Raw genomic sequence first — 15,353 nt, 5'->3', positions numbered from 1 at the left:
TGTGGGTCTTGGGCTCGCGGTACGGTGCGTAGGTCTCGTGCGCGGGGGCGTCTGGGTCGTCGGAGGCCGGCGTTCTATGGGTTCAGATGAGGATGGGCGCGGCTGTTGATCCTGCGGCAACACGGCACCTCGGGGCTTTTCGCACCGGTTGGGTAAAGGGTTCCTGTATCCCGCTAGGGAACGGCAGATGCCGCCCGGGGGTATGGAGTCGGGGTGCCGTCGTTGGTAGCATGTCAGATCTCTTGAGTGGGAGAAATCCATTCTGGAATGGAAAAGGTCCGACTTGGCGTGCGCCGGGCCGGACCTTTTCAGTGAGACGCGCTAACAGTCCAGACCGACTACCCGACCTTGCCGGAGAGTGCGACCAGAACACCGGCCGTAGCGAAGTATTTGTTGCTTCCCAGATCGCGGATGGTTTTGATTCCCATACCGGCAAGCAGTTCGTCGTGCTTTTCGGTCAGGCCGGCAAGAGCCGAGGGCGGGGCCGACAGGACTTCGTCCAGAGTCGAGTTCTCGTACGCCTTGTCCAATGCCTTGCCCAATTCAATCGAAACAGCCACTTTCATGTCCTTTCATCGATGACGGAAAACAAGCACAGCCAGCCTGCGGCTGCGCGAACGCCGGGATTTATCCCTGCGCCGCTGAGAGACACGCTATCGCAGCGTCGGTCTGTGGAACGTAAGCGTGCCGAAGCAATTGGGCCGCGGTTCAGCCTGACAGCTGATTTTTGGTGGGCTTTGGGTCCGCCGACTTGATTAGGGCATGCGGCCTTGCTGTAGGGAATCCCTGATTTCCGTGAGCAGGGCAATCTGGGGGTCTTCGGCAGCTTCTTCCTTGACGTCCGGGTTGATGCCGAGGCGCCGGTTGCGGCGCTCGACCATGTGGTTCATGGGCACGACGATGACGAAGTAAATGGCTGCCGCCACGAGCACGAAGTTAACAATTGCCGTGAGCAGGACACCGAATTTGATGTCGTTTCCGTTGAGGGTCACGACGGCGAAGCTATCGAAGTTCGGAGATCCGACCAAGGCCGCGATGAACGGCATGAGAACGCTTTGGACTAGGGCCGTGACTACGGCACCGAAGGCGGCACCAATCACGACGGCGACGGCAAGGTCTACGACGTTGCCCTTCATGATGAAATTCTTGAATCCGGTCAACATAGCGATCAAATTACCCCACCCGGATGCCGTATCGGACACTTTTGGGGAAAGTTTCGAGGGGAGTTACCCCAGTGCCCGCCGGCGCCCGTGGCATGAGGTCGGATTCACCTCCGCGGGGACCTTGGGTTCCTGCATCGGGGATGTTCACCTGTTCCGAACTCTTACGGGCGATGCCCTGGGCCAGGACCGGAGCGGGCGGGGACCCGCTGGTGTCTGGCGGCCACGGTGTGGCCGTCGAAGACTGCGAGCTCGGACGCCCGCAGTGAGACCCGGACCCTTCGACGGATGAGCCGGGCTGGGACGGAGTACTTCACCATTGGGACCGTGACCATCGAGGACCTATCAACCCTGGGGTTCAGCACCAGTCCCGGATCAAATTCTTCCGCCGGCAAAGAGGCCAGGAACGGCCGTTCAATCTCGGAGTCCTGACCGATGGTGCGGATCCTGCCATTGATTCGCCGGTGATCGTCTTGGGCTTCCCATCCGCGGAAGCGGTCGTTCAGCACGACATAGACCTCGCGGAAGTCCACCTCGGCTTCGGCGCCCGGCGCGTGTTCCTGCGGAACGAACACCTCAACGCGGCGTCCTGCCTCTAGGTCAATCTGGGCCCGGCGGACCCTGACGTAATCACGCACCGTGGAATACGAGAGCTCCTGCGGACCGTGCTCTTCGATGAGCCGGGCCAGGATCCTGCGTGCGGTATGACGCTGAATCCAGTGCCTGCCTCACCGTTCGCCTGTGAACCCCGTACCGGACCGCCAACGCACGAACCGACAAGCTGGCTTGCTTGATGCTCCATAGCTGTGTGGCATTGCCGGTGTCGGCCCACTGTCCGGCTCCCGCGCCGTCGGTTGTTAGAGCGCTGAGAATTTCCAGAGATTTGCCGCTGTTGCGGTTGGTAACCCGGAATTGCGGATCCAGGCTGCTGGAAGGGTTGAAGACCTGGAGGACATCAAGTTCGGCGAAGGAGGTTCCCTTGGTGAAGGACACTGTGTTGGCTCCGGCCGTCAAAGTAGCATTCATCTGCACCCAGCCGTAGCGCCCCCAGTCGACGGTCGCCGGGTAGTTCAAGGTAGTCGATGTGCCCCCGTTGACTTTGACGGCGTGCGAGCTGTTTGCTCCGGTTCCGTTCGTGTAGCGCATATTCAGTGTGTAGGTTCCTGCAGTTGGCACCCTCACGGTGAAGGTGACCGAGCTGCCGGCATTGTTGATGTTGCCTACTTTTGAGCCGTTGGACGCATCCGGATCGTTCACCAGGGCTGCATCCTGCCGGACTGCGCGTTCGGCCTCGTACTGCTGGGCGTCCAAGGGGATCGAGCCGACTCGAACGTCGTTGTATGTGGTAGCAGGATTTTCAACGTTGGTGGCCTGGTAGAGCGTCCTGCCGTCAACGCTGGTGTCGAAGCCTTGGGCAAAGCCGGTGAAGGACCCGCCTTGAGTGTCGGAGGCGTCGTAGGTGACGGCGTAGGGGAGCCTTTCCCAGGGACCGTCGCCGAGGTTGTAGTTGACGTAGAAGTTCTGGCCGCCGTCGATGGCGCCGGCTGTGTCCAGTGACCATTTCGAGGCGATGATGACCATACCTTTAGGTCCGCCGGTGGGAACCCACTTCACGAAGGGGGAGGACCCAATTCCTCGCCCGTCTTTGAGAGCTACCTTTGTGCCGATGCTCGCTTCAGGCGACCAGTTCAGGCCATCCGGCGAGATCTTGAAATAGACCGGCGCTGTGTTCTGCGACTGGCTGGGACGGTTGACCACTTCGAAAGTGGCCAGATAACGGCCATCCTGCATCTTGGTCACTGTAATCATGCCGGGGCGGTCGCTGTTGTTTGTCGGCGCAGAAACGTTGCCGAGTGCACCCCACGTGAGGCCGCCATCAGTTGAGCGTCGATACGACACGGCTTGGAGCACGCCGTTTGCTTTTTGCCGCTCGTCGGAGAAATAGGCCGCGAGTCCGCCGTTGCCGTCGATTGCCAGGGAGGGTTCCCAAACAGTACTCGTGGTGGAGGTCGGGCTGGGATCGTAGACTGCCGGTCCGCCGGAGTCGATGGTGCTCTGGTAGGACCACGTGACGCCCTTGTCCAAGCTCTTGTACACAACAAGTCTGCTGCTGGAGCGATCTTCGGGCATGATCATCCCCGTGAGCAGAATGGTGCCGGCGGGCAGGTTGCCAACCTGTTGGGGGAGTTCGAAGAGGAAAGGCTGCGCCGTCCGCGTCAGCGCGGGGAAGTTGATGCTTGGATTCACTTCAGAGATCTTGGTCCACGTGGCGCCGTTATCCGTGCTGCGGTGGATGGGATAGCTCTGGACGCCGTTTGTCAGTACCAATTTGTCGAAGGTGGCCAGCAGGGTGCCGTTGGCGGTTCCGTTGTTCTTGAGGGTAATGACTTTGGCGTAGGTGGTGCCTGCCGCACGCCCGCCTTCCGGATTGAACGAGGATCCCGCCGGCGGTGAGTACACCAGCGCACCGTTCCCGCTGGTCACTGCCACGGCTGGCGATATCGCAGTGAACTGGCCCGCCAGTACTGCCAGCATGACAAGCACGACGGCGGCGACGATCGGTCTCGTGCGTGGAGGGCTGCTCCTGAATTTGGGCATGGCTGAAGGCACAGATTGTTCGTGCATTTGTTCTCCCATTTCTTGTTGGCTGTGTATCAGGCCTTTTCGGGGGTGCTGGTCAGGAACAACGCGCTCCAGGAGACCGGTGGCAGCGTAAGGGTGATGGTGCCGGGGCGCTGTTCCGTTCCCTCGAGGTCACGGAGTTGAACGCGGTGTGGATCGGCCAGGGTGTTGGCGGCGAAGACGTCAGTATCGGTGAGCGTCAGGGCGCTAAGTATTTGCACGTCCCGGAGATGGCTGGTGTCGATGGTGACTGTGGATTCCCGGTCTGAGCTGCGGTTGACGAGGAAGACCGATGCGGATCCGTCGTCGGGATTGTGGGTGGCGGCGGCGTCGACGATCCTGACGGTGCCGTGGGCGGCGGTGTCGTATTTTTCGCTTTCGAGTCCTATGTCCAGAGCAGTGCCGTTTGCGTTGTGGGAGGTCAGGGCGAAGGGGAAAAATGTGGTCTGTCTCCAGGCGGGCCCGCCGGGTTCAGTCATGATGGGGGCGATGACGTTGACCAGTTGGGCGAGGGAAGCTGAGGTGACCCTGTCTGCATGGTTGAGCAGTGAAATGAGGAGGTTTCCCACCACAACGGCGTCCGCCACGCTATAGGTATCCTCAAGCAACCGGGGAGCGACGGGCCAGTTGTCGATGCCCGTGATCTTATCGACCGTCTCGAAACGTTCGTTGTACCAGACGTTCCACTCATCGAAGGAGATGTTCAGGGTCTTGTCGCTTCCCTTCACAGCCTTGATGTGGTCTGCGGTGGCAGTGACAGAGTCAATGAACCGGTCCATGTTGGCCGCCGAAGCCAGGAAGCTTCCCAGGTCCCCGTCTTTGATCTCGTAGTAGGCGTGGCAGGAGATGAAATCGACATCGTCGTAGGTATGCCCGAGCACCACTCGTTCCCATTCGCCGAAAGTGGGCATATCGGCGCTTGAGGAGCCACAGGCGACAAGTTCAATGGAAGGGTCCAGTTGGCGCATGGCTTTCGCCGTCTGGGAAGCAATCTTGCCGTAGTCATCAGCGCTGCGATGCCCGATCTGCCAAGGGCCGTCCATTTCGTTTCCCAGACACCACATTTTGATGTTGAACGCTTTGTCGTGGCCATTGCCTGCCCGTTTTTCGGCCAAGGCGGTACCGAACGGGAGGTTGCAGTATTCGAGCAGATCCAAGGCCTCCTCGGTGCCGCGTGTTCCGAGATTGACGGCGAGCATGAGCTCGCTGCCGATTTCCTCGAGCCATCCTGCGAATTCGTGGAGTCCCACCTGGTTGGTTTCGGTGGAGTGCCATGCGAGGTCAAGCCGTTTGGGCCGCTGTTCCACCGGGCCAACGCTGTCTTCCCATTTGAATCCGGAGACGAAGTTCCCGCCGGGATACCGGATTGCGGATACTCCCAGTTCTTTGACGAGTTCCTTGACGTCGTTCCGGAATCCGGCGGAGTCAGCGAGGGGGTGGCCGGGTTCGTAAATACCGTCATAGACGCAGCGGCCGAGGTGTTCAACGAATGAACCGAACGTCCTGCGGTTCACTGTGCCGATGGTGCGTCGTGGGTCGAGGGTCAGGCGTGCTGTGGCCACGGGCTTCTTCCTTTTTCGGAGGCGAATGCGGGTTCTTTGGTGATACCAGCGGGCGGCTGGGTCACAGCTGCGTCGGCGTAATGCTGGAACCTATCGGCGACGGGATTCTTCACCCGGTGAAGGGTGCCGATTTCGTCCGGGACAAGGTCCCAAAGGCCCATGGTGAGCCGGTAATGTTCAAGCGGTTCGGTGCCGTAGCGGTAGGTCCACTCGTACATATCCGTAACTGGCCACCAGGTGTATCCCACGATGTCCTGCCCTGCCGCGCGGAGTTCCTGGACGCATCGTACGGAGGCATCAAGCCACTCGATCCGCCTCTCATAGGAGCCTGTGAGGCAGGTTTCGGTGAGCGCAACTGGAGCACCATAGCGCTTGCCGTAGGTGGTCAGAACGTCGGCCAATCCCTCCGTCCAGTCGTTGCGGACAGCACGGGGATCGTTGATGTCACCACGGACGGGACGCGCAGATTCCAGGAGCTCGGTGGAGTGCAGGGGGTAGTAGTTAACGCCCATCACATCAGGGAGCACGATGTTCTCTTGGTGCCATGCCAGATCGTGGTCGGTCATTCCGTGCCGGGAGAGCCAGGGCGTGAGCTCGTGATTGGCATTCACTTTGCCCGTCACCAGGTCCTCCACCAGATAGGAGCGCGCCTTGAGGTGACGGAGTTCATCATCGTGTTCGCCGTTGTTCGAGTCACTGACGAACCGGAAACCAGCATCGACGTGAGTGAAGATGGCCCGCTCACCAAGTACCTCAGCCATGTTTTGTTGGGCGAGGACAAATCCTTTGGAGAGGTTGCGGACCAAGGCGACGAGGCCGTCGTCGCCCGCCAGGTAGGGTGGCCAGTGCCCGAACTTCCCGGCAAACAGGGTGTGGATCATGGGCTCGTTAACCGGTGTGTAGTCCACCACCGTATCGGCATAGCGGGCCGCGACCCGGGCGGAGTAATCAGCCACGCGTTCCGGATAGCTGGAGTTCAGGAACTGGTTGTCCAGCCACGTGGGGGTTCCGTAGTGCATCAAGTCCACCAAGGGCTTCAGCCCAAGTTCCTGGAACCGTTCCATCACTTGGTCCAGCCAGTCCCACTTCCAGACATCACGCTCGGGATTGATCTTGTACCAGGGGATGCCCCAACGCAGGAACTCTGCGCCCGCCTCCTTGGCAAGCCCCAAGTCCTGATGCCAGAAGCGGTAGTGCTGGGTGAGTTCGTATTCGTCCAGGGACCGTTCTCCGGCGCGTTCCTGGGGAATGAAGGTGTCTTCAATCCCGAGGCCGAAATGCAGGCGCCCGTCTTCATGCCAGTTCAAATTTTTCCTCACTTCAATCCTGTGGTGGCGACGCTCTCAATGAAGCGGCGTTGGACAAACATAAAGATGGCGGCGAGGGGCAGGATGGCTACGAGAGCGCCTGCCATCATCACGCCGTAGGGGACGATTCCGCCCGGTCCCGTCAAGAGGGTCAGCCCTGAGGTCAGAGTGCCCATGTCCTTGTCGGTGGTGAAGATCAATGGCCAGAGCAGGTCGTTCCAGTTGTTCACGAAGACGAACACTCCGAGGGTCAGGATGGCCGGCATCGCATTCGGGAGGACAACATTCCAATACACGCGCCATTCGGAGGCGCCATCAATGCGGGCTGCGTTGTCCAGGTCCCGGGGGAGGGACAGGAAGAACTGCCGCAGGAAGAAGATTCCGAAAGCGTCTGCGGCGCGGGGGATGATCAGCGCAGCGAAGGTGTTGACCCAGCCCAGGTCGCTTGCCAGTTGGTAGACCGGAACAAGGGTGGCTTGGAAGGGAATCATGAGGCTGGCAATGATCGCAATCAGCAGGAACTTCTTGCCGGTGAAATCGATCCTGGCCAGTGCATAGGCAGCCAACGAGTCGAACAGGAGGGCAAAGAGTGTTACTCCACCAGCAAAGACGAAGCTGTTGGCGATCAGCCGGATGAAGGGGAGGTCCTGGAAGATCCTGGTGAAATTGTCCAAGGTCCACGTGCCCGGGGTGAGGGTCGGCGGAAAAGCGTTAACCTCGGCCACCGGTTTGAAGGCCGTGAAGATAATGATGGCGATGGGCAAGAGGATCACGGCCGTCGCAAGGCCCAGGAGAACCACCACTAAAGCGCGGTTCAGCCTTGATCTCGTGGCGTTGCGGGATGTGGACCCGGCTCGCCCAGGGGCGGGCTGCAGTCTTAGTGTGGTGGACATTAGTCACCTTCCCGTTCTCGTTCTCCGAAGAAAACGAACTGGACAACGCTGAGCAGCAGCGTGGCGGCCAGCAGGACGTAGGAGAGTGCGGAGGCGAAACCGACGTCGAGTTTCTGGAACCCGGACTTATAGATCTGCATGACCACGGTTTCGGTGTGGCCGTAAGGTCCTCCGCCAGTCATTACATAGATCTGGTCGAAAGCCTGGAGGGCGGCGATCAGGGCGAAGATGAGGACGAAAGCCGTGGTGTTGGACAGCATCGGCATGGTGACATGGCGGAACCGCATGAAAGGCCCGGCGCCATCAACCTTGGCGGCCTCGTAGAGAGATCCTGGGATTTCCTGCAGCCCGGCGAGAAAGATGACCATGTAGAAGCCGAAGCTCTTCCACACGGCAACGAAGGCAACCGCGGGCATGGCCAGGACGGGATCCTGCAGGACGTTTCCGATGCGGATCCCGGCGTTCCCCAGCCAGTAGTTCAACAAACCAACCTGGGGGTCGATCAGGTAGGACCAGGCGATCGCTGCAACAGCGAGGCTGATAATGAACGGCAGGAACAAAGCGGTTCGGAAGAATCCTCGAAATGGCAGCCGGGGATCGTTCAGCAGCAGCGCCAGGACGAGCGCAAGAGCCACCGCCATTGGCGTGAACAACAGGGCATAAAGGGCAGTGTTGAGTACTGCATTGAGGATGACCGGATCGGTGAAGATGCGGGCGTAGTTCTCGAAGCCCAACCACTTTTCCTTGCCGAAGCCGCTGGCATCAGTGAAGGACAATCGCAGGGCGGAAATCATGGGCCAGGCAGTGAACGTGCCAAGGACCAAGAGTGCTGGGACCAGGAAGGCCAGGGCCTGGATGTTCTTGCGGCGTTGGCCGATTGCCGGGTTGCGTCGCCCGCCCAAGGGGGCTGGCGCACGGTACCGGGGTGCCGCCGTCGTTTTCTTGTGCATGGTGGTGCTCATTTGGGAGCTTCTTTCCGGAGGGTGCGGCGCCCATTAGGCGCCGCACCTGTTCCGTTCAACTATTTGGCGTCGACGATCTTCTGGACTGACGCCTGGGTTTCCTTGAGCAGGTCCTGAATGTTCTCGCCAGCCACAGCGCGCTGTGTGAGCTTGTCGACGGCGGTCAGAACGTCCGTGCTGTTCACGACGCCGGGCAGAAGCGGGCGGCCGAACTCAGACTGCTTGGTCAAGGCTTCTACTACGGGATTCGCAGCGACATCAGATGCGGGGATGTCCGAGCGCAGCGGCGGCCAGCCCGAACCCAGGGACCAGGCCGTGGCCTGTTCCTTTTGCAGGAAGTACGTGAAGAACTTCTGTGCTGCCGCGGCTTTCGCCTCGTCCTTCTGCGTTGTGATGCCCATTGAAATACCGATGGCGGACGCTGCCTGGTCCTTGGGACCGGCAGGGACGGCGGCAATGCCGTAATCGATCTTGTTTTCAGTGGCGATGGAAGACATCCACGGGCCTCCAAGGTACATGGCTGCCTTGCCGCTGCTGAAGAGCTTGTCACCGGCAATACCGTCCAGGCCGGCTGGTGAGATCTTGTCGTTCCGGATGGCATCCACCCACGTCTTGAGTGTCTGGGCATTCTCCGGCGAGTCCACCACAGCCTTGCCATCTTTGACGACGTTTCCGCCGTTGCCATAGAAGAGGGAAGGCCAGACGCCGTTGGCTACGGTTGCGTGGTCAGGCAAACCAAGTCCGTACTGTTCTGGTGTGCCGTCGTTGTTTTCATCCACGGTCAGCTTCTTGGCCGCGGCGATCCATTCGTCCCAGGTAGTAGGCGGGGTGGTGATTCCAGCCTTGGCAAACAGGGACTTGTTGTAGAACATCGCCAAGGGAACGAAGCCGGATGGGACGCCGTACTTATGTCCGTTGACGGTTTCCATGTCCGCGGCGGCGGGAATCAGCTTGTCGAGATTGCTGGACGGATTCTTGTAGAAGTCATCCAGCTGAACGAAGGCCCCTTTGTCAGCGTAGACGGGGAGCCGTTCGGCCGGCATCGCCACAATGTCAGGACCCTTTCCGGAGGAGAGGGCCGGCAGGAGGGTGTCATCAATGACCGACCAGGGATTGGTTTGGACTTTGATGCTGACTTCATTCTGGGAGGCGTTGAAGTCATCCACGATCTTGTTCAGGACCTTCCCGTCAGCCTCGGTATAACCGTGCCAGAACGTTAGTTCCGCTTTGGCGCCGTCTTTGCTTTCCCCGCTTGCGCCCCCGCCTGAACAGGACGTTAGCGCTAACGACGCGGCTGCGACGACGGTGAGGAATGTGAGCGACCTTTTCATGTCAGCCCTTTCGTGAAATGGGACAGCCATGTCCCCAAAACCTGCTGTCAACGATTTAGGTAAACGTTGTACGTAAACGTTGTATCAAGCATGCGCCGTGCTGCGAGAGGGGTCAAGACCTCAGTGTATTTTTATTTCAAGCGGCAGATGTTGCCATGGAGGCGCTGTCCGGAGATCCGCCGGAAGACTCGCGGATTTGGAGGGAGAAGCCCGTTTCGATCTCGTTCGCCTCCGGCCCGTCGCCGCCCTCTATGCGTCGCAGGAGCATCTCAACGGCTGCCTCGGCGATCTGGTCCCGCCGTGGATTGATGGTGGACAAAGTTGGCAGGGAGTATTGCGTTTCATCCAGGTCATCAAAGCCGACAATGGCGACATCCTCGGGGATATGCAGTCCGGCCTCTTGAAGGACGCGCATGGCGCCCAGCGCCAAGGTGTCATTGAAGGCAAACACCGCGTCAAAGTCCAGTCCGTCAGCGAGCATCCGCGTCATAGCGGCGGCACCCCCTCTGCGGTGCCAGGAATCCGCGTAGTAAACCAGCTTTGGATCGAAGGGCACTCCGACGTCTTCCAGTGCGGCCTTGTATCCGTCCAAGCGAAGTTCAGCGGACGCGACAATATCGCCCTCGTGCGCACCCAAGGCCACAACCCGGCGTCGGCCGATGCCCAACAAATGCTCCGTGGCGGACTTGGCACCCGCCGTGTTTGCCATCGTGATCCGATCCACCTGGCCCTCGAAAGAAGTATCACCGAGGACAACCAGCGGAGTGTCCACTCCCTTCAGAATTTCAGTGTCCGCGGCCCCCAAGGTCAAGGAGCTGTAGATGATGCCGTCCACCATGTGCCGGTGTTGGCCACGAAGTGCGGCCAGCTCATTTTCACGCCCGCTGCCGATCGGTTCAATCAGGACAGCGATTCCCTTGGCGGCCGCTGCACGCATGACGGCGTCGGCGAGTTCAGCAAAATATGCCGTGGTGAGATCCGGAATGATGAGGCCGATGACTCCGGTACGCCCCGACCTCAGATTCCTCGCAGAGAGATTGGGCCTGTACCCCAACTGGTCAATGGCTTCCTGAACCCGTGCCCGCGTTTCCGCGCGTAGCTGGGGGTGCCCGTTAATGACGTTGGATACCGTCTTGATGGAAAAACCGCTGACCCTGGCGACGTCCCGGATAGTGACAGACATGGCCGCTCCTTTCCCTGCGCAAAGGGCCGGAATCGCCCTGATCACAGGGTACAACGTTGGAAGCAACCGGGTATAACGTTGGTAGTGCTGTCGCCGGAAACAACTGAAAATTGCTGCTGAAGAAGGGACTTCTGCATTCGGGCCGCGGGCCTCGTCGGATCCTTGCCCCACAACATATCGAGGTTTAGCCTAAAAGCGGGAGCAGGTCCAGAGGCGGGCAGCAGCCTCCCTTTCTTGAGGAAACAGTCGATGTCGATCATCTCTGATCCCTACATTCCCGGCGATTGTCCATCGCCCGGACGAAGTCCATCCGACTATCCTCAGTCGCTCCGCTTCCCGGAGATCACAACTATTGAACCGACGCGTACTCCAGCGCGCCTCGGAGGCCTACCGCTGCCCGCTGTTTGCGGGCCGCTTCAACAATAGGAGGAAAAATGGAAACCGTTGAAGAAACCATTGATGTCGCTGTTCCAGTGCACACTGCCTATAACCAGTGGACCCAGTTTGAGTCCTTTCCGGAGTTCATGTCCGGCGTAGAGGCCGTGACCCAGCTGAGTGACACCACCAACCACTGGGTCACCAAGATCGCTGGCGTGGAGCGCGAATTCGATACCGAAATCGTGGACCAGCAGCCTGATGATCGGATCGCCTGGCGCAGTACCGACGGGAAGTCGCATGCCGGCGTCGTGCGGTTCACCCGGATGGATGACAACCACACCAAGGTCAACGTCCATTTTGAGTGGGCACCGGAAACCGCCACCGAGAAGGCCGGTGCGGCACTGAAGATCGACGAGATGCAGGTTAAAGCCGATCTGCGGAAATTCAAGGACTTTATCGAATCCCGCGGAACAGAAACAGGTGCTTGGCGCGGTGAAGTTAAGGACACAGGTCCTGGCGGGCAGCTTTAGAAAATCCCAACGTTCATCGGAAGGCATTATCTGATGCGAAAAGTTCCAGCGCTTGCAGTATTTGCAGTTGCAGCAGTGGCTTTGGCGGCATGTAGTGGGGGTGGGGGCAGCACGGCAAGTCCTTCGTCTGCCACCACCTCGTCAGCCTCCACCTCGATGCCTGCTCAGGACAAGGTCTACAGCGAGGACGAATTGCGGGACCTGATCTCCGGTATGAAGGATGGAGATGGCAACGAGCTCAAGCTCTATTCCAAGGAGCAGGTGGACCAAGGCGGCAAGATCGCCGATCTCCTTTTGAATACGGCAAGCGTCGATCCTCAGGATTGCAAGGAAATCGCCACGGCGGGGCTGGTAGACAAGGTTGAACACGGAGATGTTGCCGTCGCCCTGTCTGACAGTGATCAGCCCCGGTCCTTGTCCGCGCAATCCGGTAAAGAGGGTCCGGACGCGGAGAAAGTTCTCAAGGACATCAGCGGCAAAATGGACAAATGCGCCAAGTTCACCGTGAAAGCCGTGGGTCAGATGTATGAAGTCTCCAGTGAGAAGTTAGACGCTAAGACGAAGGCAAAGGAAACATTCGGAACCGTCAGTACACGTTCCGGTGAAACCCAGAAGAAGCTCATGCAGGTCTCCGCGGCCGACGGGAGGTTGCTGGTGGTTGCCACGAAGAGTGGGCCAAGCCTGGGCGATTCTGACCAGAAAGAACTCGAAGACTTGATCAACAAGGTCCTAGAGAAAGCCGAGGGCAGTGGCGGGACTCCCAGTGAGATGATGACCAGTTCGTCCGGCAGCATGACAAGTTCGCCGTCCTCGTCGTCGTCGTCGTCGAAATCGACATCAACGTCAACGTCGACACCGACCATGAGCACTTCGGAGGGCAGTGATACGTCCTCACCGTCAGTAACCCCATCTCGATAACCACGTCAGCCAGTTCGTTCGCAAGCGCTTGCGTTAATCTTCAGGTGCCGCTACCGTCATTCCCATGTCGTCAACAGTGGATGCGGTCGCGGAACGCGCGAATGTCTCGGTATCAACAGTCTCGCGCGCACTGCGGGATATGCCGGGAGTTTCGTTGGAGACGCGCAAGCGCGTGCAACGCATTGCCCAAGAGCTAGGGTATGTTCCCTCGCTGGCTGGTTCACGTTTAGCAACTGGCCGGACGGGAGCCATCGCGATTGTCACTCCCAACCTCTCCAAATGGTTCTGCGGGCAAGTGCTGGCATCGGCGGGGCGTGTGCTTCGCCAAGCAGGCTTTGACGTCCTGTTGTACGAACTCGCTGACACTGCCGCGCGGGAGCGTTTCTTCGCTGGGTCGAGCCTGACCGGTCGGGCCGACGGAGTATTGGTCTTTGCGTTGCAACCGACTCCGGAGGAACTAGCCGCCCTTGAAACCCAGAACTTACCTGTTGCCTTTTTGGGGTCGGGAACTCCTGGCAGGCCTGGTGTTCGGGTAGACGACCACGCGGCCGGGCGGGCAGCAGCACGGCACCTGCTCAATTTGGGGCACGAACGCATCGCCTTCATCGGAATTCGCGAGGCTGCAGACAGCACGTTGGGAGGAGTCCCGCCGGCCAACCGTTGGAAGGGCTATCGCGAGGCTCTGGGCGAGGCAGGGCTGGAGCCCAGCCAGGACCTTGAGGTCCACGAGGAGAATTCAACGGCTGGCGGATCAAGGGCCATGTCCCGGCTGTTGTGCGCGGAAGTAGCCCCTACTGGGGTCTTCGTAGCGTCCGACGAGATGGCTTTTGGCGTGTTGCGCACTCTGAAGGCGGGCGGAATCGATGTTCCGGGCGATATGTCGGTCATTGGCTTCGATAACCATGAACTCTCCGAGATTCTGGACCTGACCACCATGGACCACTCGGTTGCCCTGCAAGGGTCCGAAACTGCGCGCCGGTTGCTGGCTTTGATAACGCCCGACGCCGGTGCGGAGCCGGATTTGGTGCTGTCCGCCCAGCTGGTTATTCGCGGCACTACAGCGCCGCCATTTCCCTTGCGAGGCAGGCGACCTGCCACGCCACGCACCTAAGAACCACACCTTGTAGCTAACAACCACACGTATGAAAGGGACTTAACCCATGGAATATCGCAAGCTCGGCGCCTCCGGCATGTACATCAGCGAACTGGCCTACGGCAACTGGGTCACCCACGGCGAACAGATCGACCAGGAGGCGGCAACATCCTGCGTACGGCAAGCACTGGATCTTGGAATCACCACTTTCGACACTGCCGACGCTTACGCGGGAACCCGTGCAGAAACGGCCTTGGGCGAAGCTCTCAAGGGGGTTCGGCGTGAAGGCCTTGAGATTTTCACCAAGGTCTACTTTCCCACCGGTGAAGGAAAGAATGATCGCGGGCTCTCGCGAAAACACATGATGGAGTCGATCAACGGCTCATTGCGCAGGCTCGGCACGGATTACGTCGACCTCTACCAAGCCCACCGCTACGACTATGAAACGCCTCTTGAGGAGACGATGCAGGCTTTTGCGGACATTGTCCGGGCCGGCAAGGCACTTTACATCGGTGTTTCGGAATGGACTCCGGACGAGATCCGGGCTGGCGCCAAACTCGCCAAGGACCTTGGAATCAGCCTGATTTCGAACCAACCCCAATACTCAATGCTGTGGCGGGTTATCGAGGAGGAAGTCGTTCCCACCAGCGAGGAGCTGGGACTGGGACAGATCTGCTGGTCCCCTTTGGCCCAGGGCGTCCTGACAGGCAAGTACATTCCCGGCAAGGGGGCGCCAACCGATTCGCGCTTCACCACCGATGACGGAACTCTGAAAGACGACCACAAGTTCATGCGTCCCGAGGTGTTGGAGAAGGTCCAGGAATTGCAGCCCATTGCCAAGGAAGCAGGACTGTCCATGGCCGCGCTGGCGGTGGCTTGGGTTTTGCAGAACAGCAACGTCTCGGCAGCGATCGTGGGGGCGTCCAAGCCAGAGCAATTGGTGGACAACGCCACGGCGTCGGGAGTGAAACTTGATGCTGAACTGCTCAGCAGGATTGACCAGGTTTTGGAGCCGGTGATCGAGCGGGATCCGGGGAAAGTGGAATCGTTCCTGACCCGTCCCTAAGCTAAATGCCCTTCAGCTTGTCTTGAATCGCTGTTCGGAGCGATTCCAGAGACGGCAGGCTCCGGGGCCCGTCCGTCGTCGGATAGATCCGGCAGCTCAGCGCGGGGTCTCCCAGGACCGGAAAGAGGTCCAGTCCGTCGATCTGGAACGTGGGGGAGCCGTGGAATCCGAGCGAGGCTGCTTCCTCGTCGGAGTCCACCACCACGTGCACCATGCCGGAAATCCCGGCCAGCGCCAGTGCCCGCTCGAAGAGTTCCTGAGCGGCCGCGGTATGGGGACATTCAGGAATTGTCAGCAACTCAGCGCCCATACTCGATTATCCAACAAGCAATCAGTCTGGGTGAGCAT

Annotated in this window: 14 protein-coding genes and 1 pseudogene; 4 read left to right on the top strand and 11 right to left on the bottom strand. The window is 59.6% G+C overall.

What is annotated here, in order from left to right:
* Positions 1-338: 338 nt before the first annotated feature.
* From AB4Z15_RS06630 to AB4Z15_RS06585, 10 genes and pseudogenes are all read right to left on the bottom strand, one after another.
* Complete coding sequence (locus tag AB4Z15_RS06630; protein ID WP_442003575.1) at positions 339-560, bottom strand: hypothetical protein; 222 nt, start codon at positions 558-560, stop codon at positions 339-341.
* A 195-nt stretch (positions 561-755) separates the two neighbouring features.
* Positions 756-1,163 carry a large conductance mechanosensitive channel protein MscL gene (gene mscL, locus AB4Z15_RS06625; RefSeq protein ID WP_442003576.1) on the bottom strand — a complete coding sequence of 136 codons (408 nt, stop codon included), beginning with the start codon at positions 1,161-1,163 and terminating at the stop codon, positions 756-758.
* 185 nt (positions 1,164-1,348) lie between these two features.
* A pseudogene (locus tag AB4Z15_RS06620) lies at positions 1,349-1,873 on the bottom strand (Mu transposase domain-containing protein); the annotation flags it as partial.
* Positions 1,791-3,785: an exo-alpha-sialidase gene (locus AB4Z15_RS06615; protein ID WP_442016627.1), complete on the bottom strand. Its 1,995-nt coding sequence runs from the start codon at positions 3,783-3,785 to the stop codon at positions 1,791-1,793. The pseudogene AB4Z15_RS06620 and the gene AB4Z15_RS06615, both read right to left, overlap by 83 nt.
* A 29-nt stretch (positions 3,786-3,814) precedes the next feature.
* Positions 3,815-5,344, bottom strand: coding sequence for an arabinosylfuranosidase ArfA (arfA, locus tag AB4Z15_RS06610; protein WP_442016626.1), 1,530 nt, complete (start codon positions 5,342-5,344; stop codon positions 3,815-3,817).
* Entirely contained in the window at positions 5,326-6,651 is a 1,326-nt protein-coding gene (locus AB4Z15_RS06605; protein WP_442016625.1) for a family 1 glycosylhydrolase, read from the bottom strand. The genes arfA and AB4Z15_RS06605 overlap by 19 nt, the downstream gene beginning before the upstream one ends.
* An 8-nt stretch (positions 6,652-6,659) precedes the next feature.
* The gene (locus tag AB4Z15_RS06600) at positions 6,660-7,544 is read right to left on the bottom strand and encodes a carbohydrate ABC transporter permease (protein ID WP_442016624.1); all 885 of its coding nucleotides are present in this window, start codon (positions 7,542-7,544) and stop codon (positions 6,660-6,662) included.
* Positions 7,544-8,506, bottom strand: coding sequence for a carbohydrate ABC transporter permease (locus AB4Z15_RS06595; protein WP_442016623.1), 963 nt, complete (start codon positions 8,504-8,506; stop codon positions 7,544-7,546). Before AB4Z15_RS06595 ends, AB4Z15_RS06600 begins: the two co-directional genes overlap by 1 nt.
* Before the next feature lie 59 nt (positions 8,507-8,565).
* The gene (locus tag AB4Z15_RS06590; protein WP_431116242.1) at positions 8,566-9,837 is read right to left on the bottom strand and encodes an ABC transporter substrate-binding protein; all 1,272 of its coding nucleotides are present in this window, start codon (positions 9,835-9,837) and stop codon (positions 8,566-8,568) included.
* A 136-nt stretch (positions 9,838-9,973) separates the two neighbouring features.
* Complete coding sequence (locus tag AB4Z15_RS06585; protein WP_442016622.1) at positions 9,974-11,020, bottom strand: LacI family DNA-binding transcriptional regulator; 1,047 nt, start codon at positions 11,018-11,020, stop codon at positions 9,974-9,976.
* Between the two features lie 434 nt (positions 11,021-11,454).
* Between AB4Z15_RS06585 and AB4Z15_RS06580 the strand changes: the two genes are divergently transcribed.
* From AB4Z15_RS06580 to AB4Z15_RS06565, 4 genes are all read left to right on the top strand, one after another.
* The gene (locus AB4Z15_RS06580) at positions 11,455-11,928 is read left to right on the top strand and encodes an SRPBCC family protein (protein WP_442016621.1); all 474 of its coding nucleotides are present in this window, start codon (positions 11,455-11,457) and stop codon (positions 11,926-11,928) included.
* 156 nt (positions 11,929-12,084) lie between these two features.
* Positions 12,085-12,846: a hypothetical protein gene (locus AB4Z15_RS06575; RefSeq protein WP_442016620.1), complete on the top strand. Its 762-nt coding sequence runs from the start codon at positions 12,085-12,087 to the stop codon at positions 12,844-12,846.
* Between the two features lie 64 nt (positions 12,847-12,910).
* Positions 12,911-13,957, top strand: a complete 1,047-nt coding sequence (locus AB4Z15_RS06570) for a LacI family DNA-binding transcriptional regulator (RefSeq protein WP_442016619.1) — start codon at positions 12,911-12,913, stop codon at positions 13,955-13,957.
* 49 nt (positions 13,958-14,006) lie between these two features.
* A complete protein-coding gene (locus AB4Z15_RS06565; protein WP_442003588.1) occupies positions 14,007-15,005 on the top strand; it encodes an aldo/keto reductase family protein in 999 nt (332 codons plus the stop codon).
* 1 nt (position 15,006) lies between these two features.
* On the opposite strand, the gene AB4Z15_RS06560 is transcribed toward AB4Z15_RS06565, so the two are convergent.
* Positions 15,007-15,315, bottom strand: a complete 309-nt coding sequence (locus AB4Z15_RS06560) for a hypothetical protein (RefSeq protein ID WP_442003589.1) — start codon at positions 15,313-15,315, stop codon at positions 15,007-15,009.
* Positions 15,316-15,353 lie beyond the last annotated feature (38 nt).

The sequence above is a fragment of the Paenarthrobacter sp. 2TAF44 genome, from assembly GCF_052114885.1.
Classification (GTDB): Bacteria; Actinomycetota; Actinomycetes; order Actinomycetales; family Micrococcaceae; genus Arthrobacter.
This window is presented reverse-complemented; position numbering and strand designations above follow the sequence as displayed.